Raw genomic sequence first — 20,688 nt, forward strand, 5'->3', positions numbered from 1 at the left:
GAGAAGGGCGCGTGGCACGGGTGTTACCGGGCCGGCGCCCGGGCGTCCGGCTAGCCAGCGGCCCATGCCACCGCCCGGCTCCGCCTCCACGGTCCCCCCTACCCGTCTACCCGCCCAAGCCCCGGCCCGGGGACCGGATCGCCGCGATCTCCCCCTCCTCGGGCCTGCCCGGTCTGCTGCCCCTGCCGTACGAGCTGGGACTCGAACGGCTGGAGAAGGAGTTCGGGCTGGTCCCGGTCGAGTACCCGGCCACCCGCACGATGGGGTCCACACCCCGCCAACGCGCCGACGACATCCACGCGGCCTTCGCCGATCCGGACATCCGCGCGGTGATCGCGTCGATCGGCGGCGACGACCAGATCACCGTGCTGCCCCTGCCTGACCGGGAGTTGATACGGGCGAACCCGAAGCCGTTCTTCGGCTACAGCGACAGCACCAATCTGCTCGCGTTCCTCTGGAACACCGGTGTGGTCGGCTACCACGGCGCGTCGGTGATGTGCGAGCTCGGCCGGCCCGGCGCCGTGGCACCGCTGACCGGGAACTCTCTGCGGGCCGCCCTGTTCACCCCGGCCCCTACGAACTGCGCCCCGCGGACCGGGTCCGGGTGGTCGACCGCGACTGGGCCGACCCCGGGACGTTCGCGGACGAGCCGGAGACCCTGCCCGCGACCGGGTGGAGCTGGGCGGTGCCCGAGCGGGTCGTCGAGGGGCGCGGCTGAGGTGGCAATCGTCGCCGGATCGCCGCGCCCTCGTCTACGGCACGGCCGCCGCACCGGCCCTCGGCCCGTTGCCAGTCCCGACGTGCTCCCCGTTCACCATCGGCTTCGGCTCCCGGCCGCTCTGATCGGTGCTCCTCGGGCACATCGACGACCGCCACGAGCGTCCCCCGGCGCTGTTCGCGTCGCCGCTGCCGACGGGGCCGGCGACCGTCGGCGTGGGCTGTGTCCCGTCATGCCGTGCGCCGCGCGCGTGTCGGGGAGCGAGCGGCGCACCGGGCGGACTCAGGCCTCGACGCTGTCCTTCTCGGAGGAGTCCGTCGCCTTGGCCTCCGCCTCCCGCTTCTCCAGCTTTCTGGCGGCGATGAGGCTGGTGATCGTGGTGATGACCAGAACGCCGCAGATGACCGTCAGCGAGAACGGGATGGAGATCTCGGGGACATGGACTCCCGACTCGTGCAGTGCGTGCAGCACCAGTTTGACGCCGATGAAGCCGAGGATCACCGACAGGCCGTAGCTGAGGTGGACCAGCTTCTTGAGCAGTCCGCCGATGAGGAAGTACAGCTGCCGCAGCCCCATCAGCGCGAAGGCGTTCGCGGTGAAGACGATGTACGGGTCCTGGGTCAGACCGAAGATCGCGGGGATCGAGTCCAGGGCGAACAGCACGTCGGTGGTGCCGATGGCGAGCATGACGACCATCAGCGGCGTCAGCACCCGCTTGCCGTTGACGCGGACGAAGAGCTTGGTGCCGTGGTACCTGTCGGCGACGCCGAACTTCCGCTCGACCGACTTGAGGAGCCTGTTCTCCTCGAACTCGTCCTCGTCCTCGTCGGACCGCGCCTCCTGGATGAGCTTCCAGGCCGTGTAGATCAGGAACGCGCCGAAGATGTAGAAGACCCAGGAGAAGCTGGCGATGATCGCGGCACCCGCGGCGATGAAGATGGCCCGCAGCACCAGCGCGATGAGCACACCGAACATCAGGACGCGCTGCTGGAGCTGCGACGGCACGGCGAACTTCGCCATGATCAGCACGAAGACGAAGAGGTTGTCGACGCTGAGCGACTTCTCCGTGATGTAGCCCGCGAAGAACTCACCCGAGGCCTGGCTCTCACCGGCCATCAGCAGTCCGACACCGAAGATCACTGCCAGGACGATCCAGACGATCGTCCAGGTTCCCGCTTCCTTGATCGACACGTCATGGGGCTTGCGCCCGATGAAGAAGTCGACCGCGATCAGGGCGGAGAGACCAAAGATGGTCACCAGCCACATGGTCAATGACACGTCCATTGCGCCTCCGGCGTCGTACGGCTACTCATCAGCGTCGTCGCTGCCGGAGGTCTCTTCCACCCGGGTGGCTGGTCGCCGAACCGCGGGCCGGCGCCCCGGGACCGCTCTGGGTCTGTCGGTCCGTACTGACGGGCACGCCGCAGGTGGGAGTACTCCCCTCCGCGGAGGAAACACTACCCGAAAGACCAAAGAACGGTAAAGACGAGGGTAATGGAGAGTCAAAGTTGCAGTTCAGCGAGCTGAGCCCGGAATCGTCCCGAGAGGGGGACGGGGCGGGCGGCGCGTGGCGGCTCCGGGCACGGGGCAGCACGAGGGCGGGCCGGTACCCCGTGAGCCGGCCGGTGGCGCGCGAGGTCCGGACCGCGCCGACGTCCGCGGGTCAGCGCCGCCAGGTGCGCCGCGCCTCCGCGACCTTCGCCAGCACCAGCCCGAGCACATCGCTGCCCTCGGGCACCGACGGCGGCTCGTACGTCCAGGCATGCTGGACCCATGGATCGGCCAGGTGGTCGTCCGGGACCGGGGTGATCCGCAGCAGCGAGCGCCACAGCGGGTCGAGCACCGGCCCGTACGCGGAGGCGTCCTCCCGGTCGGCGACCATCAGCAGATGGACGCCGACCGCGGGCCCCTCGTCGGCGAGGTAGCGAAGCTGTGTGACGGCGCGGTCGTCGAAACCGTGCGGGAAGTCGTTGACGATCAGCAGTTGCTGGGCGGTGTCAAGGTCCGGCGGCAGTGCGTCGGCCGCACCCCCGCGCACGGCCATCTGCACCAGGTCCACGCGCTGCGTGAGCTTCGCCAGCACCGTGGAGACGCCCTGGGCCCCGGCCGCCGGCGGCCCGTCCAGCACGCCCGACCGCACCAGCGGGGCCAGCGAACGCGCCGCCGAACCCGCGGGGTCGATGACGTGCACGGTGAACTCCCCGGCCGGATGGACCGCGAGCAGCCGGGCCGCGTGGGCGACCGCGGTGTCCACGGCGAGCGCGCGCAGCCGCGCCTCGTCCAGCGTCACGGCGGCCTCCGACGTGGCCCGGCCGCTGTCCACCCACAGTCCGCGCTCCAGCGGCAGCCGGACCAGCATCGGGATCCGGAGCTCGGGCCGCTCGGGCAGGTGGAGGTCGCCGAGGCGGAGGGCCATGGGGATCTCCATCGGGACGCGGTAGCCGTGCCAGACCGGGCTGTCCCAGCGGGCGAACGCCGGCGGCAGGGCGGGCTCGACGACCTCGGACTCCGCGGCCAGCTGGGCCAGGTCGCGCTCGAGGGCCTCGCGGGCGCGCCCCGTCAGCTCGTCGTGCTTGGCACGGGCCGTCTCACGTGCGCCGTCCCCCGCGCCGGTGATCCGGCTGCGCGGGTCGGACAGGGTGCGGTCGAGCTCCTGGTCGAGCCGTGAGTCGGCGAAGTCCACCGCGCCGCGGTAGGCGGCCGTCGTCCGGGCCAGGTCCTCGAACATGCCCCAGACCTGGTTGTACAGCCGCTCTTCCATGGACCAGCCGGTGGCGTCGCCCGCGACGGGAACCGGCGGCCGGCCGGGCTCGGCGGGCGGCACCGCCGGGGGCGGAGACGGCGGCGCGGCGGACTGCCTGCGCGGGTGCGAGTAGTCGACGGGACCGCCGTGCGTCTGGGGCGGCGGCTGCGGAGCAGCCCGACCCGAGGTCGGTGCACCCGCACCCGCGCCCGATACCGGGCCGGGGTCGGGAGAGGGGCCGGTGTCGCCCGCGGCGGCGGCCGCGGCCGCGCTGTGCCGCACCTCCGTCGTCCGGGGCGGCGGCGTGCCGAGGGTGCGCGAGAGGCCGGGGGCGACGGCCTCGTGGACGACCGCGGCGAGTTCGCCGGCGCGGTCGAGGCCCTGGTCGGTGAGGCATGCGGCAAGACCGCCCGCATACCCCTGGCCGACGGCGCGGACCTTCCAGGCCCCCTGGCGGCGGTACAGCTCCAGGGCTACGACGGCGGACTCGGTGTCCAGGCCGGTGACGGTGTAGGTCGCGATCTCGTCGCCGCCCGGGGGGCCGACGGAGACGAACGGGGCGGCGACGGCCCCGAAGCGTACGGGGCGCCCCGGCCCCATGGGCAGCGCGAGCAGCACCGTCACCCGGTGCGCGGAGGCGGGTACGGCGCTCAGGTCGACGGCCAGCAGATGGTCCGCGGCGGCCTGGCGGGAGACCACGACGCCGGGCAGGGCCGGCTGTGAGGGGTGGGCGACCCACTCGGTACCCGGAACCCGACCGTCCTCGTCGCTCAGCGCGGCGGCGGCCACGACCGGCTTGCCGGCCGACACCCGGATCTCCAGTCGGGTGTGGGGCAAGGGATGGTTCTGCCCCCTGACCAGCTCGGCCGTCATCGCCTCTGTCCCCCTCGGTGGTGTGCGGAGCAGCTCCCGGTGGCCTGCTCACCTCCGGGAGCTGCGCGGTCACGGCGGGGCGCCGCCGTGACCTCTGGTGCGGACGGACCTGCCCGCGTGCCTACAGGTGCGGCAGGATCGACGGCATCAGGTCCTGGAACGTACGGCCGTTGGCCGGGTTGCCCAGGGCGGTCATCTGCCAGCCCGAGCCGGCGCGGTGCACCTTGGCCATGATCTGGGCGGTGTACTGGCCGCCGCCGTCCAGCGTGTAGCGGGCGAGCTCCTGGCCGTTGGTCTCGTCCACGATGCGGCAGAAGGCGTTCTGCACTTCCTGGAAGGTCTGGCCCGTGAAGGAGTTGACGGTGAACACGATCTGGTCGATGTGGACCGGCACCCGCTGCAGATCGACGAGGATCGCCTCGTCGTCGCCGCCCTGGCCGGCGCCGCCGACCAGGTTGTCGCCGGTGTGGCGGACCGAGCCGTCGTCGCTCACGAGGTGCCGGAAGAAGACCACGTCCACCGGCTGCTTGTCGGCGAAGAGCACCGCCGAGGCGTCCAGGTCGATCTCCCGGGTGCGCGACCCGAACAGTCCCCGGCGGGGGGCCGCCTGCCAGCCGAGGCCCATCCGCACCGCGGTGAGGGTGCCGCCGCCCTTCTTCTCCAGGCTGATGGCCTGTCCCTTGGTCAGATTGACTCCGGGACCCCCGGGCGCATTGCCCTTGGATACGTCCACCACGCGCTGTCCCCTCTCCATGGTTCCCCCGCAACCGTCCGTGTGTGCGGTTGCCTGCACCCTACGCAGTCGCTCCGACCGTGCAGCAGACTTGGTGTGTTTTTGTGGCGGTGTTGAGACACTGGCCGCGGCCCGGGCGACACCGGCCCGGCTCAGGCGACACCGGCCTCCTTCATCTGCCGCAGCTCCTTCTTCAGTTCGCCCACCTCGTCCCGCAACCGCGCGGCCACCTCGAACTGGAGCTCCGCCGCCGCGGCTCGCATCCGGTCCGTCATCTCCTCGATGATCCCGGCCAGTTCGGCGGCCGGCCGGTCGCTCGTGACCGCACCCTTGCCCGCCTTGGCACCCTTTGCGTCGGCGCCCTTGACGGCGTGCGCGGCCAGCGACGGAACGGGCGCCTTGGCTCCCTTGCCGTCCTTGCCCTGCCGATAGCCGGTGCCCAGAAGCTGCTCGGTGTCGACCTCCTCGCGGGCGATGGTGGCGACGATGTCGTTGATCTTCTTGCGGAGCGGCTGCGGGTCGATGCCGTTCGCCGCGTTGTACGCGATCTGCTTGGCCCGGCGCCGGTTGGTCTCCTCGATCGCCTTCTCCATCGCCGGAGTGATCTTGTCGGCGTACATGTGGACCTGTCCGGACACGTTGCGCGCCGCGCGGCCGATGGTCTGGATCAACGAGGTGCCGGAGCGCAGGAAACCCTCCTTGTCGGCGTCGAGGATCGCCACCAGCGACACCTCGGGGAGGTCGAGGCCCTCCCGGAGGAGGTTGATGCCGACCAGGACGTCGTACTCACCGGCGCGCAGTTCGCGCAGCAGCTCGATCCGGCGGAGCGTGTCCACGTCGCTGTGCAGGTAGCGGACCCGGACGCCGAGCTCCAGGAAGTAGTCCGTCAGGTCCTCGGCCATCTTCTTGGTGAGTGTGGTGACGAGGACGCGCTCGTCCTTCTCGGTGCGCGTGCGGATCTCGTGCACGAGGTCGTCGATCTGGCCTTCGGTGGGCTTGACGACGACCTCCGGGTCGACGAGGCCGGTGGGGCGGATGATCTGCTCGACGGAGCCGTCGGCGCGGGAGAGTTCGTACGCGCCCGGGGTCGCCGACAGATAGACGGTCTGCCCGATCCGCTCCTGGAACTCCTCCCACTTCAGCGGCCGGTTGTCGAGCGCGGAGGGCAGCCGGAAGCCGTGGTCCACCAGGGTGCGCTTGCGGGAGGCGTCGCCTTCGTACATGGCGCCGATCTGCGGGACCGTGACGTGGGACTCGTCGATGACCAGGAGGAAGTCCTCCGGAAAGTAGTCGAGAAGGGTGTTCGGCGCGCTGCCCGGGAGGCGGCCGTCGAAGTGCATCGAGTAGTTCTCCACACCGGAGCAGGTGCCGATCTGGCGCAGCATCTCGATGTCGTACGTGGTGCGCATGCGCAGCCGCTGGGCCTCCAGGAGCTTGCCCTGCTTCTCGAGCTCCGCGAGGCGTTCCGCGAGCTCCCGCTCGATGCCCGTGATCGCCTTCTCCATGCGCTCCGGGCCGGCGACGTAGTGGCTGGCCGGGAAGACGTACAGCTCGCGGTCGTCGCTGATCACCTCGCCCGTGATCGGATGGAGCGTGGAGAGCGCCTCGATCTCGTCGCCGAACATCTCGATCCGGACGGCGAGCTCCTCGTACACCGGGAAGATCTCGATGGTGTCGCCGCGGACCCGGAAGGTGCCACGGGTGAAGGCGAGGTCGTTGCGCGCGTACTGGATGTCCACGAAGCGGCGCAGCAGCTGGTCGCGGTCGATCTCGTCGCCGACCCGCAGCGGCACCATGCGGTCCACGTACTCCTGCGGGGTGCCGAGGCCGTAGATGCACGAGACGGAGGCGACCACCACGACGTCCCTGCGGGTGAGCAGGGAGTTCGTCGCGGAGTGGCGCAGCCGCTCCACCTCCTCGTTGATCGAGGAGTCCTTCTCGATGTACGTGTCCGACTGCGGGACGTACGCCTCGGGCTGGTAGTAGTCGTAGTACGAGACGAAGTACTCGACCGCGTTGTTCGGCAGGAGCTCGCGGAACTCGTTCGCCAGCTGGGCGGCCAGGGTCTTGTTCGGTGCCATCACGAGGGTCGGGCGCTGGAGCTTCTCGATCATCCAGGCCGTGGTGGCCGACTTGCCGGTGCCGGTCGCACCGAGCAGCACCACGTCCTTCTCACCCGCGCGGACGCGCCGGTCGAGCTCGGCGATGGCCGCGGGCTGGTCGCCGCTGGGCTTGTAGGGACTGACGACCTCGAAGGGCGCCATCGTGCGTTCGATCTCGGTAACGGGCCGCATGCCATCAACCGTACGACCCCCCACCGACAACCGGCCCGGACCGCTCGTGACGGCTGCGCGGCGGACGCGGGGGCCGTCCCGCCCGGCAGGTGCCACCGCGGCGCGGGCGGGCCGGTCAGGGCCGGCGGGCGCGTTGGAAGCCGCGACGGACCTCTCCGGACGGCGCCGCCCAGTTCGCCGGCCCGGCGTGAGGGGGGCGGCGCTGCGCGGGCACGCCCACGGCGGCGGCACGCCCCACGACGGGAGCGTTCCGCACGTCCGGGTCGCCCGTGAGGAGCGCGGGGTCGGACATGACGATCACCGCCGCCAGGACCAGGAACACCACGGGCCCCACCAGCATCGGGGCGAGAAGCGCGAGCGGGCTGTCGCCCTCGGCCGGCGGCGAGGCGACGCCGTCCACATGGACGGTGACGGCGGCCATGCCGGTGTAGTGCATGCCGCTCACCGCCACGCCCATCACCAGTCCGGCGCCGAGGCTCGGCAGGAAACCGCGGACCGAAACCGCCGCCCACAGCGCGGCCGTCGCCGCCACGACGGCGATCACCACCGACAGCGCCACGGTCGGGGTGTCGTACTCGAACCGCCCACTGAGCTGCATGCCCGCCATGCCCAGGTAGTGGACGGTCGCGATACCGAGGCCCGTGATCATGCCGCCGGTGACCACGGCCATCGTGTTCGCGCCGCGGTGGCCGACGACGAACGTCCCGATCGCGGTCATCACGACGGCGACGGCGAGGCTGGCGAAGGTGATCAAGGGGTCGTAGCCGATCGGCACCCCGTCCACGGCGAAGCCCGTCATGGCGACGAAGTGCATCGTCCAGATCCCCGAACCGATGGAGACGGCACCGAGCGCCAGCCAGCCCGGCCGCACGACACCCCCGCTCCGCAGGGCCCTGGTCGTGCAGCGCAGCCCGAGCACGCCCCCCAGGCACGCCATGAGGTACGCGGCCACGGGCGTGACGAGCCCGTGGCTGAAACCGTCCACTGTGCCCTGCATCCGCGCTATGCCCTTCGCCCCATGTGTCGCCAGGTGTCCTCGTGCGTCCCGTCGAGAAGGCCGTCCTGGGCGAGCGTATGGCGAGCGCCCCGGCAAGCAAACCTCGGGAGGGAGATTTATCCGCGACGAAAGCGTGGGCCGGGAGCCGCAGCGCGAGGGTTCCGTTCATCTTGTGGCCATCCTGCGACCGTACGTGATCGGTTCGCGAGCCCGTTGAACGTTGACCGGCTCGGTGGCCTGGGCAGTCTCGGACTCGGACTCGGCGGCGACGGCGGCGACGGCGGCGACGTCCTCGCCGGGGTGCCGACACGCGCCCCGGTACCGGCCGCCGCGGCCGGGCGCCCGCCCGTGGCGGATCGGTGCGCACGCCCGGCCCGCCCGGCGATCCGATACCGGCCCGGGAGCCCGGTCCGGCGTTCCCCACAGGCCGGGGCGGCTGTCGGTGCCCGGCCGTACGGTGGTCCGCATGAAGAGCTTCGAGTGGACCGTCGTGGACTCGGGCATCGGGCCGCTGCTGCTCGCCGCGACCGAGGACGGACTGGTGAGCGTCGTCTTCCACGCCCGGGAGCCGGTGCGGGCCAGAGCCGTCGGCCGGCTCGCGGAACGCCTGGGCCGCCGGGGGGCCGAGGACGCCCAGGGCTCGGGGCTGCTGGCCGAGCCGATACGCCGGCTCGCGGAGTACTTCGCGGGGCGCCGCTCGGAGTTCGGGCTGCCGCTGGACTGGTCGCTGACGTCCGGCTTCAACCGCCGGGTGCTGCACGAGCTCGCGGAGACCGTGCCGTACGGCACGGTCGTGGGGTACGGGGAGCTGGCCGACCGGGCGGGCCGGCCCGGCGCCGCCCAGGCGGTGGGCGCGGCGATGGGGTCCAACCCACTGCCCCTGGTGGTGCCGTGCCACCGCGTGGTGGAGAGCGACGGCGGCCTGGGCGGTTTCGGCGGCGGCCTCGAGACCAAACGGAAGCTACTGGCGCTGGAGGGGGTGCTGCCGCAGCCGCTCTTCTGACCGGGCCGGGCGGACGGCGTGCGGCGGCCCACCGCGGCGCGACGGCCGGGGTGTCGTGGAGCCGATGCCACTGGCACACTGCGGCAGTGGCCAGTACCTCTCACGACGTGCCCATAACCGCCGGCTCCACGGACCTGCCCGCCCTGCGCCGCCGGATCACTCCCGTGCTGATCGCGAGCCAGATCCTCGGCGGTCTCGGGGTCGCGACCGGCATCGCACTGGCCGCAGTACTGGCCCAGCAGGTCAGCGGGTCGGAGGCGCTGTCGGGCCTCGCCCCCACCGCGACGGTCGCCGGCACGGCGCTGCTGTCCGTTCCGCTCGCATCGCTGATGACCGCCCGTGGGCGGCGTCCCGGGCTGGTGCTGGCCTATGTGATCGGGGCCGTGGGCGCCGGTGTGGTGGTACTCGCCTCGGTGCTCGGCAACTTCCCGCTCCTCCTGCTGGGCATGGCCGCCTTCGGGGCGGCCTCCTCGGCGAACCTCCAGGCGCGCTTCGCCGCAGCGGACCTGGCGGAGCCGGCGCGACGCGCCCGCGCCATCTCCCTGGTGGTGTGGGCGACCACGATCGGGGCGGTCGTGGGACCGAACATCGCCGCACCGGCGGGCCGGAGCGTCTCCGGGTCGGGGATACCGGAGGCCGCCGGGCCGTTCGTCTGGGCGGCCGGGGTCTTCCTGATCGCGGCGGTGGTCGTCGCCCTGCTGCTGCGGCCCGATCCGCTGCTGACGGCCCGTGCGCTCGCGCCGTCGGAGGAAGGGGGCAAGGAGGAGCGGTCGCTGCGTGCGGGAGTCCGTGCCGTACGGGAGTCCGCCGGAGCCAGGCTGGCGCTCGTCACGGTCGCCGTCTCGCACACCGCGATGGTGTCGATCATGTCGATGACCCCCGTCGCGCTGAGCCACCACGGGGCGGGGATCCAGCTGATCGGCCTGGTCATCAGCGGCCACATCGCCGGTATGTACGCCTTCTCGCCGGTGATGGGCGCACTGTCCGACCGCTTCGGCAGGCTGTCGGTGATCGGACTCGCCGTGGGCCTGCTGTCGTGCGCCGCACTGCTCGCGGGCACGGCGGGAGCGAGCCACGGCCGTACCGCGGCGGGTCTGTTCCTGCTCGGCCTCGGCTGGTCGGCGGGCCTGGTCTCCGGCTCCGCTCTGCTCACCGACTCCGTGCCGGGCCCCGCCCGGCCGGCGGTCCAGGGCCTGTCGGACCTGACCATGAACGCGGCAGCGGGCATCGGCGGTGTCATGGCGGGGCTGATCGTGGCGCAGGGAGGCTACGGCGTGCTCAACCTCGTCGGCGCGTGTCTGCTGCTGCCGCTCGCGGCCCTCGCCGTCCGCCGCGCCGTCACCCGCAACGGCGCGGCGGCCGAGGACTGACCGTCCGCCGACGCCGTCACTCGCTGATGTGGTAGGCCTTGCGCAGCGTCTCGTGGACGGTCCACGTCGTACGGTCGCCCTCGCGCAGCACGCAGGCGTCGCCCGGCCCGATCTCCAGCGTGGCACCGCCCTCGACCTCGACCGTGGCGCGACCGCTCACGACGACGAACAGTTCGTTGGCCTCCGTGTCGGTGACCACGCCGGGCGTGATCTGCCAGAGGCCTCGCACCTGCTTCCCGTCCTCGGACTCCCACAGCACCTTGCCCGTCACCACGGGGTTCCCCGAGACGATCTGGGCCGGGTCGAGGGGCTCGGGCTCCAGCTCCGCGTCCGGGATGTGCACGACGAACGAAGGAGAAGAAGGCCCGGCAACTGAGTGATCAAAGGTCGTCATGGCGGCTCACCTTAGCGGGCGAAAGATTCGCGGCACGCGGCGAGCCGCCCCGGGAGGCACAGGGGCACGGGGCACCGTCGAGGTAGGCCCACAGCTGCCCACGCGCAAAGGCGTGCGACACCCACGGCAGCGCTTGCCCGAGTTCCCCCTCGCACAGGAAGCGACCACCGATGTCAGCAGTGCGCACAGGGCGTTGCCTCGCCCTCATCACGGCCGTGTGCCTCCTCTCCGTCCTCACCGCGACCGGGCCGGCCGCCGGCGTGGAGCCGGCCGACGCCCGCACGACGGCGGGGCACGACACCGACCCGTTCCCGGGCCTCCTGCCCGGATCCGGGTCCCGGAGGGCGCCAGGCGCCTTCTACAAGCAGGCCCTGGACACCCTCGGGCCGCAACGGCTCACCGCCGAGCAGCGCCGGGTCACCGCCCGGAAGGAGGCGGAGGCCGCCGCGTGGTTCGGGCGGCCCGCCACCCGCGCCAAGCGAGCCGGCTACATCGTCTCCGGCGGGCTGCACCAGTCCCAGCGAAGGTCGTACTGGTGCGGCCCGGCCGCCCTGGTCATCACCCAGTCCGCGCACGACGAGGTCGGCGGGCGCTCCCAGCAGAGCGCGGCGGACCTCCTGGAGACCGACTCCAGCGGCACGGCCTGGTACGGGGTCGGCATCGACGTGGCGGAGCCGACCGGCTATCCGATGGCAGACGCCCTCAACCACCGTCTCCCCGGCGCCAACTACGTGCCGAGGTCGCTGCCGTACAGCCCGACGTCGGCCGACGTGGCGGACTTCCGGGAGCACATCGTCCACAACACGGACTACGACTACGCGATCGCCGGCAACGCCTGGGAGGTACCGGGCGGTCCGCACCTGGCCGGGCACCCGAACATCGAGATCTTCCACTGGGTCGCCATCGACGGCTACAACAGCGACACGGACGCGCGGCAGGTCCGCTATCTGGACCCGGTCGGCGGGGTGAGCACCAGCGTGATCTCCTGGGCCGGCGGAGTCCCGAAGTCCGCCCGGATCTCCGCGGACACCATCACGACGATCATGGGTGGCCGTGGCTACGTCTGGTAGGCCCTCCAGCCGGGCGCCGGACCGTCCGGACCGGCGGTGCGGCCGGTGGGCCCGCGCCGGCGCACCACCGGAACGACCGGCACGATGGCACCGCTCCGGCGCACCAAGGGTCCCGGCGCTGCTCGGCTCGGCCCTGCTCGTGCTCGCGGGCCTGGGGTGCTCGCCGGCCCACGAGTCGGCCCCCACGGACCCCACCGCCTCTCCGGTCGCCTCGGCGCCGTCCTCGTCGGGGCCGGCGCACGCGCTCCCGTCCGGCTCCGCACGGACGGCTTCCCCGCCGGCCGCCGTCGTCCGGGCGGCATGCGAGGCGCCCCTGCCCGAGAGCTGGCGGTCCGCGCTCGCTGCAGGCGAGTTCCGGGCGCCGGCGGGCCAGCGCGCGGTCCTCACCGAGGTAGGCCCCCGGGCCAGGTGGACCGTCGTCCAGCTCTCCGACGGGCGGAGCCGCCGGGCGGCCGTCGTCGAGGACGCCGAGGCACCGCGCACCCTGCTGACGTTCACCGATCCCGTCGAGCACCAGCTCCTCGCCGCCGACGTCTCGGCGGACGGGCGGTGGACGGCGTTCGCGGTCCTGGAGGGTCGCACGCTCGACAGTCCCTGGTCGCTGTACGTGCAGGACGCCCGGGGCGGGATGCGCAGGCTCGCGCGGTCCACGCTCCCCGGACCGCTCCCCCAGCCCGTCGTCCGGAACGGTTCGGTCTTCTGGGCGCAGGGCACGGGCAAGGGCCGGGCCACGATCTTCAGCAGTCCGGTCCGCCGGCCCGGCTCCGGGAACCGGGCACCCTCGCCGCGCGCCCTGCACTCCGGTGTGCTCGACGCCCCGTTCGCCGCGGGCGGGCTGCTGGCCTGGCGGGAGGCGAGCGCGGACGGCCGGTCGACGCAGTTGTCCGCGCTGTCGTTCGCCACCCTGCGCCCCGCCGGACTGCCGGGGCCCCTCGCCGCACTGCGCGATCTGAGGTCTCCGACCTCCGACGGCGCCACCTGGGCCTGGATCGAGGAGGGGAAGGACGCGGGTGAGCCGAGGCTGGTGGTCTGGCGGCAGGGGCAGTCGTCACCGGTGGCGCGGCTCTCCGGTGCCCCCGCTGCCGAGGGGCTCGACCAGCTGCGCATCAGCGGTGAGCTGATCACGTGGCGTACGCCGGAGGCCGCCTACGCCCTGGACCTGCGGACCTCCGCATACACGCGGATCACCCCGCAGTACGGCTACGCCCAGGCCAGAGCGGGCGCGCTGGCCGTCGCCTACAACGAGGACCGGGCGAAGGGGCCGGGGGCGCGGTCGGTGATCCAGGTCGTGCGTGCGGACCGGCTGCCACGGCTGCCGAAGCCGCGCGACTGCGGCTGAGACGCGGAGCACCGCTCGGGCCCCCTGCCCGGGCGGTGCACGGGCCGCCGTTCCGGGCGGTGAGCGAGCCCCGTGCCCGGGCGGTGCACGGGCCGTCGGCACCGGTGGTCCGGGCCTTCGGGACCAGTGGTCGCGGAAGCGGTGGTGGCCGGGAAGGGGCAGGCCGGTGCTCCGGGCGGGGTGGGCCGGGGCCGGTGGTCCGGTGGTGGACTGCTACCGAGCCGGAGGATCCCGGTGGGGCGGCGGCGAGCGGGCACGAGGAACGGGGCGAGGCACGAGCACGAGCACCGTGTCGGCAGGGCCGTGACGATGCGACTGCCGAAACGTTTGGGCACGCCGCTGCCGTGCCAGGGATGTGGACATGCCCAAGACCACGCTGATGCTGTCCGAAGAGGTACGGGAGGCGCTCGTCGCGCGTCGGCCCGTCGTCGCCCTGGAATCCACGATCATCGCCCACGGACTGCCGCGGCCGCGCAATCTGGCCGTCGCCGAGGAGCTGGAGGCACTGGTCAGAGGCGCCGGCGCGGTGCCGGCAACGATCGCCGTACTGGACGGCAGGGCCCATGTCGGCCTGGGCAAGTACGAGTTGGAGCGCATCGCCACGGACCCGGGGGTGCGCAAGTTCGGGCACCGCGATCTGGCACCCGCCCTCGCCGCCGGGGCCAGCGGGGCGACGACCGTGTCCGCCACGGCGTTCCTCGCGGCACGCGCCGGGATCCGGGTCTTCGCGACCGGCGGGCTCGGCGGGGTGCACCGGGAGTGGTCGGTCACCCAGGACGAGTCGGCGGACCTGCGGCTGCTCGCCAGGACCGGGATCACGGTCGTCTGCGCCGGGGTCAAGTCGATCCTCGACGTCCCGGCGACGCTGCAGCGCCTGGAGACCCTCGGGGTCGGCGTGATCGGCTACGGCACCGGGCACTTCCCGGGGTTCTATCTGTCCTCCTCCGGCCTGCCGGTCGACTGGACGGTCCGTACGCCGGAAGAGGTGGCGGACGTGATGCGCGCACAGGAAGCGCTCGGCGGGCCGGACACGGCGCTGGTCGTGGCCCGGCCGGTGCCGGAGGACGAGCAACTGGACCCGGCGCTGCACGACCGTGTGCTCGGGGAGGCTCTCGACGAATGCCGGGAGCGGGGCATCGGCGGCCAGGCGGTCACGCCGTTCCTGCTGGACTTCCTGATGAAGCACACGGGCGGCGCCTCGCTGGAGGCCAATCTGGCGGCGGTACGCGGCAACGTACGGCTGGCGGCGCGGATCGCGGCCGCGCTGTGAGAGCGGCAGCGGACCGCGAGGAGACGGCGTGGCCCGGTGCGGCCGGAGGAGCGCTGCTGGTCGTCGGGGACGTGGCCACGGACGTGGTGGCCCGCCACACCGAGCCGCTCACGTACGGGACCGACACCACGGCGGAGATACTGACGCTGCCGGGCGGTGCCGGCGCCAACGCCGCCTGCTGGGCGGCCTACTCGGGCTGTGCGGACGTACGGCTGCTCGGGCGGGTCGGCGCAGGAGGCGCGGAGTGGCACGGCACACTGCTACGGGACTCCGGAGTCCGCCCGACGCTGATCCCCGACGAGGAGGCACCGACGGCCACGATCGTCGCGCTGGTCGACGCGAAGGCCGAACGGACCTTCCTCACCGACGGCGGAGCGGCGCTGCGGCTGTGTCCCGCCGACTGGTCGGCGGGGCTGCTGGACGGAGTGGCCGGACTCCATCTCTCCGGGTACCTCTTCTTCTCGGGGCCCAGCCGGGAGCTGGCCGGACTGGCACTCGCGGACGCGCTCGAACGGGGCGTTCCGGTGAGCGTCGACCCGGCCTCCGCCGGGTTCATCGCCGCCATGGGCGTGGACCGCTTCCTCACGGCGGCGGCGGGCGCCGCCGTGCTGCTCCCCAACGCGGACGAGGCCGGGCTCCTCACCGGCCTCCCCGACCCCGCCGACGCCGCGGCCGAACTGAGCCGCCACGTCCCGCTGGCCGTCGTCACGCTCGGCGCGGGCGGCGCGCTCGTCGCGGAGTCGGGTGCGGTGACGGCCCGGGTCGCCCCTGTTCCGGCGACGGCGGTCGACTCCACGGGCGCGGGCGACGCCTTCACAGGCGCCTTCCTGGCCGCCCTGCTCTCAGGCGCGTCCCCGGTCGACGCGGCGTCGGCGGGATGCCGCGCCGGGGCCCACGCGGTCACGGTGCGCGGGGGCCGGCCGCCGGGAAGCACGGGTACGCGGCCGTAGTCCACGTCCCCGAGCACCTCCCGGGACACCGCACCGCGCCGGCCGAGGACGCCCGGACCGCCCGCGCGCCGCCGGTCCGGCCGTGCCCGTCACTCGGAGCACGCGCACCGCGAGTGCACCCGTCGCACTCACCGTTCGCTCTCGTCGCGGCCTTCCCACGGCGCGTTCCACGCGGGGTGGCGAGGGTCGTCGGCACGGACCACCACCTCGGCGGCCTCCGACGGCGAGACGTCGTGCTCGTAGCGCTCGAAGGCGGGCAGCGTCCACAGCTCGCCGGCGTCGGTGCGGCGGCGCAGGGCACCGGACGAGAGACGCAGATGGACGGTCAGGTCGAAGGGGAACCAGTGCCCGAGGAGCAGCGGGCCGTGGAGCACGAGCACGCCGCCCGGCGGCAGTTCGGCGCGGGGGCTGCGTGTCGCACGGTCGGTGAGCGGGTCCCGGAGGTCCGGGAGCACCCGTCCCGAACCGCCCGGCTCCAGCGGCCCGAACACCTCGCGCCAGAGCGCCCCGACGTCGAACCAGCCGTCGTAGAAGCTGTCGGGATCCTCGCGCCCGAGCTCGAACCGCAGCGAGGCGGGCCGCAGGAACCCGCCCGTGCCCACCACCTGCACCGCACGCCCGCGCAGCCGCAGAGCCTCGGCGAGGGCCTCGGCCGCACCCGACGTGCCGGCGGCGGGGGCACCGTCGACGGCGACGCGCAGCCACGGGCTGCCGTCGCCGGCCCGCCTCTTCGCGATCCGGTCCGCGACGGCCTCGGTCAGCCGCTCCCAGGTGATCGGTTCCAGTCGCACCCGTCCGTCATCGCTCCCGGCCGTCGCCCTGCTCCGCGGCGCCTCGCGACCGGCCGCAGGACGCGTCGACGAGTACGCCCGTGTCCCGGCCGGTGCCCGGCGGCTCCCCGTCGAGCCCCTCAGCGAGCGCGGCTGCCGCGGCCCCGCCGCCGGAGACGCGGATGCGCCCGTCCCGTACGCCCTCCGCGACGCCGAGGTCGCCCCGGCTGACGGCGAGGCAGGTGCCGCCGTCCAGCTCCAGCCGGGTGGCCGGGATCCCGGCGGGGGCCGGACCGTCCCCGTAACCGGACTCCCCGGATCCGTCCGGAGCGAGCCGCAGATGGAACTCCCCCTCCGGGAGGTGCACTTCGACGGTGCCGGTCACACCCGCCGACTCCAGCCGGCGCAGCAGCGGGACGGCGAACCAGTGGGCCCGTACCGCGTCCGTCGGGCGGGGGCCGTCGAGTGCGGGCGCACCCCATTCGGCCAGGGCTCCGACCAGGGGGAGCAAGGACCGTCCGCGTTCGGTCAGTTCGTACACGTACGCCGAGACGGGGGCGGGCAGCCGGCGGCGGGCCGTCAGCCCGTCGCGCTCCATGTCCTTGAGCCTGGAGGCGAGGACGTCCGTGCTGACTCCGGGCAGATCGGCATGGAGATCGGTGTACCGACGGGGGCCCGCCAGCAGTTCCCGCACGATCAGCAGCGTCCAGCGGTCGCCGACGGAGTCGAGGGCGCGGGCGACGGCGCAGTACTGGTCGTAGCTTCGGCGGCGTGGAGGACGGGGCATGCAGGGCAGTCTAGACCCGTTGTTGGACTTTCCAAGCTGTCACTTGGTAAAACCAAGTGACAGCGGGTACCACCGTCCGCGTCAGTCCTGGGGAGGCCTCCGCATGGAGTTCCGGCAGTCGAGCAAGCTCAGCGAGGTCTGCTACGAGATCCGCGGCCCGGTGATCGAGCACGCCAACGCGCTGGAGGAGGCCGGCCACAGCGTGCTGCGGCTCAACACCGGCAACCCCGCGCTCTTCGGCTTCGAGGCGCCGGAGGAGATCGTCCAGGACATGATCCGGATGCTGCCCAAGGCCCACGGCTACACGGACTCTCGCGGCATACTCTCCGCCCGGCGCGCCGTCGCCCAGCGCTACCAGGCCCTCGGGCTCCCGGACGTCTCCGTCGACGACGTGTTCCTCGGCAACGGCGTCTCGGAACTCGTGTCCATGGCGGTGCAGGCACTGCTGGAGGACGGCGACGAAGTGCTCGTCCCCGCACCCGACTTCCCGCTGTGGACCGCCGTCACGACCCTCTCCGGCGGGAAGCCCGTCCACTACCTCTGCGACGAGGCGTCCGACTGGTACCCGGACCTGGACGACATGGCGTCGAAGATCACCGACCGGACCAGGGCCGTCGTGATCATCAACCCCAACAACCCCACCGGAGCGGTGTATCCGCGCGAGATCGTCGAGGGCATCCTGGACCTGGCGCGCCGCCACCAGCTGATGGTCTTCGCCGACGAGATCTACGACCAGATCGTCTATGACGATGCCGTCCACCACACCGCGGCCGCACTCGCCCCGGACCTGGTCGTCCTCACCTTCAGCGGACTGTCCAAGACCTACCGGGTGGCGGGCTTCCGCTCCGGCTGGCTGGTCGTCACCGGCCCCAAGCAGCACGCGCGCAGCTATCTGGAGGGGCTCACGATGCTCGCGTCGATGCGGCTGTGCCCCAACGCGCCCGCACAGTACGCCATCCAGGCCGCGCTCGGCGGACGCCAGTCGATCCACGAGCTCACCGCGCCGGGCGGACGGCTGCGCGAGCAGCGCGACCGTGCGTGGGAACGGCTGAACGAGATCCCCGGCATCTCGTGCGTGAAGCCCAAGGGGGCGCTGTACGCCTTCCCGCGCATCGACCCCGAGGTGCACCCCATCCACGACGACGAGAGGTTCGTGCTGGACCTGCTGCTACGGGAGAAGATCCAGGTGGTGCAGGGCACCGGCTTCAGCTGGCCGCGCCCGGACCACTTCCGCATCCTGACCCTGCCGCACGCGGACGACCTGGATGCCGCGATCAGCCGGATCGGGCGCTTCCTGAGCGGATACCGCCAGTAGGCGAGAGGCCGCCGGCCGCCGGGGCCTGTGCACCGGGCGACGCGGCGCGCGCCGGAGGGCCCGCACAGCCGGGGTGGCTCACAGCGCGCCGGGCGAGCCGGACCGTGCCGCCCGGCACGGGCGGAAGGCACTGGGTAACGGGAGCGGGCCCGGAGGCGTAGCCGGCCTCCGGGCCCTGTTGATGCCGCTCACATTCACACGCCGGCACGCTTGAGGACCCGGGCCAGTCGTCATTGCGCCGCGTCCTTCCTTTGGACCACCGCGGACCGAGCTCCGCGGGCCGGACTTGAACCGGCATCTCGACGCACCAGGGCCCGGGCCCGGTCGATCCGGCGATGAGCGGCGAATGCTGAGTCCGGAGCGAGAGTCCGAGATTCGTCGCGGCCGGTCTCCTGCCGGCCGCGCGGTTCACGACTAGCTTCAGCTTTGCGCTCCTCGCGCACCCCGGCCGTGGTGCGTGGTGGCCGGGGAGTACATGGGCTACCCGAAGAGGTAGCCGAACACGGCGTCGCCGACCCGCTGGTCGGTGACCTCCGCGCCGTTCGCCTCCTCACGGGCGAACTTCACCGCCTGCTGGAGCTTCTCCACCCGGTCCAGCAACTCGTTGACCCGGCGGGCGGGCAGGGCACCGGAGAATTCCACGGTGGTCCAGTACCCCACCGGGATGTCCTCGTAGTACACCTCGACCTGCGCGGGGTGCTTCTCGGTCGCCTCCGCCTTCACATGGTTGCGGGGCACCTTCTTCGTACGGACCGTCTTGACCGGCTCGGTCTTCCAGGGGTCGGTGGACGGGTCCTGGGTCCAGGACTCCGCGGCGTCCAGCACCGGGAGCTCGCGCACGAAGGTGTTGATGTCCGTGAGCTGCTTCTCCAGGAAGAGGAGGTAGGCGACGGGCACGCCGGCGACCAGGACCCGCCCGTCGACGGTGACGTCCGCGCGGGCCGTGCAGTTCGCCCAGTCCTTGGTGGCGGTCACGTCGAACAACCGGGTCAGCGTCCTCGCGGTGTCGCGCAGCACGTCCTCGGCCTTGACCTGCACCAGCGTCGACTCGGGCGGAAGCTGCTCGCCCTCCTCGTCCTTGGGCTGGTAGGTGCGGGCGATTCCGGCGAGCAGGGCCGGCTTCTGGAGGCCGTGATGAGCCGTCGTCAGGTCCTGGTGCGCCTTGGACTTGACGCCCTTCTCCACTGCGATGATCTGATTGAGTTTCGCCACGTCCGGGAAGTTGGCAAGACCGATGTCCTTTTCTCGAACGGTTATTGGACGGCCGTGTTCCGTCAGCTGTCAGTTCCCGTTCATGAGGCGTTCTGCGGGGAGGGGGCGAGGGACCGGTGGAACCGCTCGTCGTCGTCGAGCCGCTGAAGCGGCGGCATTGCGCTGAATGCCGGCGGGGTCCGCTGGAGCGGCTGGTGCTGGAGTTCAACGCGCCGCGCTGTCTCGACTGCGCGGACCTGGGCCATCTGGTCTTCCTGGCGCGCGGTGACGCGGCGCTGACCCGGCGGGCTCGCGAGGCGAGTTCCCTGTGGGCCGTCGTCGTACGGCACAACAGACAGCGCACCCGGTACGAACGGCAGGGCCTGCTGGTGGAGGAGGCGGCACTGGCGCGTGCGCAGGCGGCGTGCCTGGCCGACGCGGAGGCACGGGCACGCCGTCGGGAGCGGGACGCGGCCCGGCGGGCGGCGGAGGACGTCCGGTTCACCGCCCGACTCACCGCGGAGATCCTGCGGCTCTTTCCGTCCTGCCCGCTGGACCGCGCGCTGGACGTGGCGGCGCACACCTCGGTGCGGGGCAGCGGACGGGTGGGGCGTTCCGCGGCCGGCCGCGCCCTGGACGAGGGCGCGGTCACGGCGGCGGTGCGGGCTTCGGTACGCCACCGGGACACGCCGTACGACGCGCTGCTGATGCGGGGTGTCCCCCGCCACGAGGCACGTCGGCGGGTCGCTGCGGCCGTCGACACGGCGCTCACGGCCTGGCGGGCGGCTCCGGTGTGACGGCGGGGCGCCGGAGCGATGGTCATGGGGTACCGCAGGGGCGGAACACGGCCGGGGGGAGGGTGGCGCCACGG

The 20,688-nt window shown here is 72.8% G+C and carries 16 protein-coding genes and 3 pseudogenes; 10 read left to right on the forward strand and 9 right to left on the reverse strand.

Annotated elements, in window-relative coordinates; genetic code table 11:
• Positions 1-137: 137 nt before the first annotated feature.
• Both QMZ92_RS13690 and QMZ92_RS13695 read left to right on the forward strand, forming a co-directional pair.
• Positions 138-712: pseudogene (locus QMZ92_RS13690) on the forward strand (LD-carboxypeptidase); the annotation flags it as partial.
• A 2-nt stretch (positions 713-714) separates the two neighbouring features.
• A pseudogene (locus QMZ92_RS13695) lies at positions 715-951 on the forward strand (hypothetical protein); the annotation flags it as partial.
• Positions 952-1,000: 49 nt separating this feature from the next.
• On the opposite strand, the gene QMZ92_RS13700 reads toward QMZ92_RS13695, so the two are convergent.
• From QMZ92_RS13700 to QMZ92_RS13720, 5 genes are all read right to left on the reverse strand, one after another.
• Positions 1,001-2,002, reverse strand: a complete 1,002-nt coding sequence (locus QMZ92_RS13700; protein WP_283297648.1) for a TerC family protein — start codon at positions 2,000-2,002, stop codon at positions 1,001-1,003.
• A 379-nt stretch (positions 2,003-2,381) separates the two neighbouring features.
• A complete protein-coding gene (locus QMZ92_RS13705; protein WP_283297649.1) occupies positions 2,382-4,334 on the reverse strand; it encodes a TerD family protein in 1,953 nt (650 codons plus the stop codon).
• A gap of 121 nt (positions 4,335-4,455) precedes the next feature.
• On the reverse strand, positions 4,456-5,022 hold the full coding sequence (locus tag QMZ92_RS13710; protein ID WP_283297706.1) for a TerD family protein: 567 nt from the start codon (positions 5,020-5,022) through the stop codon (positions 4,456-4,458).
• Positions 5,023-5,219: 197 nt separating this feature from the next.
• Positions 5,220-7,361, reverse strand: a complete 2,142-nt coding sequence (uvrB, locus tag QMZ92_RS13715; RefSeq protein ID WP_283297650.1) for an excinuclease ABC subunit UvrB — start codon at positions 7,359-7,361, stop codon at positions 5,220-5,222.
• Positions 7,362-7,476: 115 nt separating this feature from the next.
• Positions 7,477-8,358, reverse strand: coding sequence for an MHYT domain-containing protein (locus tag QMZ92_RS13720; RefSeq protein WP_283297651.1), 882 nt, complete (start codon positions 8,356-8,358; stop codon positions 7,477-7,479).
• A 466-nt stretch (positions 8,359-8,824) separates the two neighbouring features.
• Here QMZ92_RS13720 and QMZ92_RS13725 point away from each other — a divergent pair, with 466 nt between their 5' ends.
• Entirely contained in the window at positions 8,825-9,361 is a 537-nt protein-coding gene (locus tag QMZ92_RS13725; protein WP_283297652.1) for a methylated-DNA--[protein]-cysteine S-methyltransferase, read from the forward strand.
• Between the two features lie 86 nt (positions 9,362-9,447).
• Complete coding sequence (locus tag QMZ92_RS13730; protein ID WP_283297653.1) at positions 9,448-10,731, forward strand: MFS transporter; 1,284 nt, start codon at positions 9,448-9,450, stop codon at positions 10,729-10,731.
• 16 nt (positions 10,732-10,747) lie between these two features.
• On the opposite strand, the gene QMZ92_RS13735 is transcribed toward QMZ92_RS13730, so the two are convergent.
• Positions 10,748-11,125, reverse strand: coding sequence for a cupin domain-containing protein (locus QMZ92_RS13735; RefSeq protein WP_283297654.1), 378 nt, complete (start codon positions 11,123-11,125; stop codon positions 10,748-10,750).
• 170 nt (positions 11,126-11,295) lie between these two features.
• On the opposite strand from QMZ92_RS13735, the gene QMZ92_RS13740 reads away from it, so the two are divergent.
• From QMZ92_RS13740 to QMZ92_RS13755, 4 genes are all read left to right on the forward strand, one after another.
• A complete protein-coding gene (locus QMZ92_RS13740; protein WP_283297655.1) occupies positions 11,296-12,195 on the forward strand; it encodes a cysteine peptidase family C39 domain-containing protein in 900 nt (299 codons plus the stop codon).
• The gene (locus tag QMZ92_RS13745) at positions 12,179-13,534 is read left to right on the forward strand and encodes a hypothetical protein (protein ID WP_283297656.1); all 1,356 of its coding nucleotides are present in this window, start codon (positions 12,179-12,181) and stop codon (positions 13,532-13,534) included. Before QMZ92_RS13740 ends, QMZ92_RS13745 begins: the two co-directional genes overlap by 17 nt.
• Positions 13,535-13,895: 361 nt before the next feature.
• Positions 13,896-14,804 carry a pseudouridine-5'-phosphate glycosidase gene (locus tag QMZ92_RS13750; RefSeq protein ID WP_283297657.1) on the forward strand — a complete coding sequence of 303 codons (909 nt, stop codon included), beginning with the start codon at positions 13,896-13,898 and terminating at the stop codon, positions 14,802-14,804.
• On the forward strand, positions 14,801-15,754 hold the full coding sequence (locus tag QMZ92_RS13755; protein WP_283297658.1) for a carbohydrate kinase family protein: 954 nt from the start codon (positions 14,801-14,803) through the stop codon (positions 15,752-15,754). Before QMZ92_RS13750 ends, QMZ92_RS13755 begins: the two co-directional genes overlap by 4 nt.
• A gap of 128 nt (positions 15,755-15,882) precedes the next feature.
• On the opposite strand, the gene QMZ92_RS13760 is transcribed toward QMZ92_RS13755, so the two are convergent.
• Together QMZ92_RS13760 and QMZ92_RS13765 are read right to left on the reverse strand one after the other, a co-directional pair.
• Entirely contained in the window at positions 15,883-16,545 is a 663-nt protein-coding gene (locus QMZ92_RS13760) for a nucleoside/nucleotide kinase family protein (protein ID WP_283297659.1), read from the reverse strand.
• A gap of 115 nt (positions 16,546-16,660) precedes the next feature.
• Positions 16,661-17,311 (reverse strand): annotated as a pseudogene (locus QMZ92_RS13765) (winged helix-turn-helix transcriptional regulator); the annotation flags it as partial.
• A gap of 103 nt (positions 17,312-17,414) precedes the next feature.
• On the opposite strand from QMZ92_RS13765, the gene QMZ92_RS13770 reads away from it, so the two are divergent.
• A complete protein-coding gene (locus tag QMZ92_RS13770) occupies positions 17,415-18,626 on the forward strand; it encodes a pyridoxal phosphate-dependent aminotransferase (RefSeq protein WP_283297660.1) in 1,212 nt (403 codons plus the stop codon).
• A 480-nt stretch (positions 18,627-19,106) separates the two neighbouring features.
• Here the strand turns inward: QMZ92_RS13770 and QMZ92_RS13775 are convergent, their stop codons facing one another.
• The gene (locus QMZ92_RS13775) at positions 19,107-19,838 is read right to left on the reverse strand and encodes a DUF7873 family protein (protein ID WP_283297661.1); all 732 of its coding nucleotides are present in this window, start codon (positions 19,836-19,838) and stop codon (positions 19,107-19,109) included.
• Between the two features lie 116 nt (positions 19,839-19,954).
• Here QMZ92_RS13775 and QMZ92_RS13780 point away from each other — a divergent pair, with 116 nt between their 5' ends.
• Positions 19,955-20,614 (forward strand): DUF2293 domain-containing protein, encoded by a 660-nt coding sequence (locus QMZ92_RS13780; protein WP_283297662.1) that lies wholly within the window; start codon positions 19,955-19,957, stop codon positions 20,612-20,614.
• The last annotated feature ends 74 nt before the right edge of the window (positions 20,615-20,688 follow it).

The sequence above is a fragment of the Streptomyces sp. HNM0645 genome (assembly GCF_030056615.1).
Lineage (GTDB): Bacteria > Actinomycetota > Actinomycetes > Streptomycetales > Streptomycetaceae > Streptomyces > Streptomyces marianii.

Excerpts from the sequence above, each read along its gene's own strand:
- QMZ92_RS13700 (WP_283297648.1), bottom strand. The coding sequence starts at position 2,002 with ATGGACGTGTCATTGACCATGTGGCTGGTGACCATCTTTGGTCTCTCC.
- QMZ92_RS13705 (WP_283297649.1), bottom strand. The coding sequence starts at position 4,334 with ATGACGGCCGAGCTGGTCAGGGGGCAGAACCATCCCTTGCCCCACACC.
- uvrB (WP_283297650.1), bottom strand. The coding sequence starts at position 7,361 with ATGCGGCCCGTTACCGAGATCGAACGCACGATGGCGCCCTTCGAGGTC.
- QMZ92_RS13720 (WP_283297651.1), bottom strand. The coding sequence starts at position 8,358 with ATGCAGGGCACAGTGGACGGTTTCAGCCACGGGCTCGTCACGCCCGTG.
- QMZ92_RS13725 (WP_283297652.1), top strand. The coding sequence starts at position 8,825 with ATGAAGAGCTTCGAGTGGACCGTCGTGGACTCGGGCATCGGGCCGCTG.
- QMZ92_RS13735 (WP_283297654.1), bottom strand. The coding sequence starts at position 11,125 with ATGACGACCTTTGATCACTCAGTTGCCGGGCCTTCTTCTCCTTCGTTC.
- QMZ92_RS13740 (WP_283297655.1), top strand. The coding sequence starts at position 11,296 with ATGTCAGCAGTGCGCACAGGGCGTTGCCTCGCCCTCATCACGGCCGTG.
- QMZ92_RS13750 (WP_283297657.1), top strand. The coding sequence starts at position 13,896 with ATGCCCAAGACCACGCTGATGCTGTCCGAAGAGGTACGGGAGGCGCTC.
- QMZ92_RS13770 (WP_283297660.1), top strand. The coding sequence starts at position 17,415 with ATGGAGTTCCGGCAGTCGAGCAAGCTCAGCGAGGTCTGCTACGAGATC.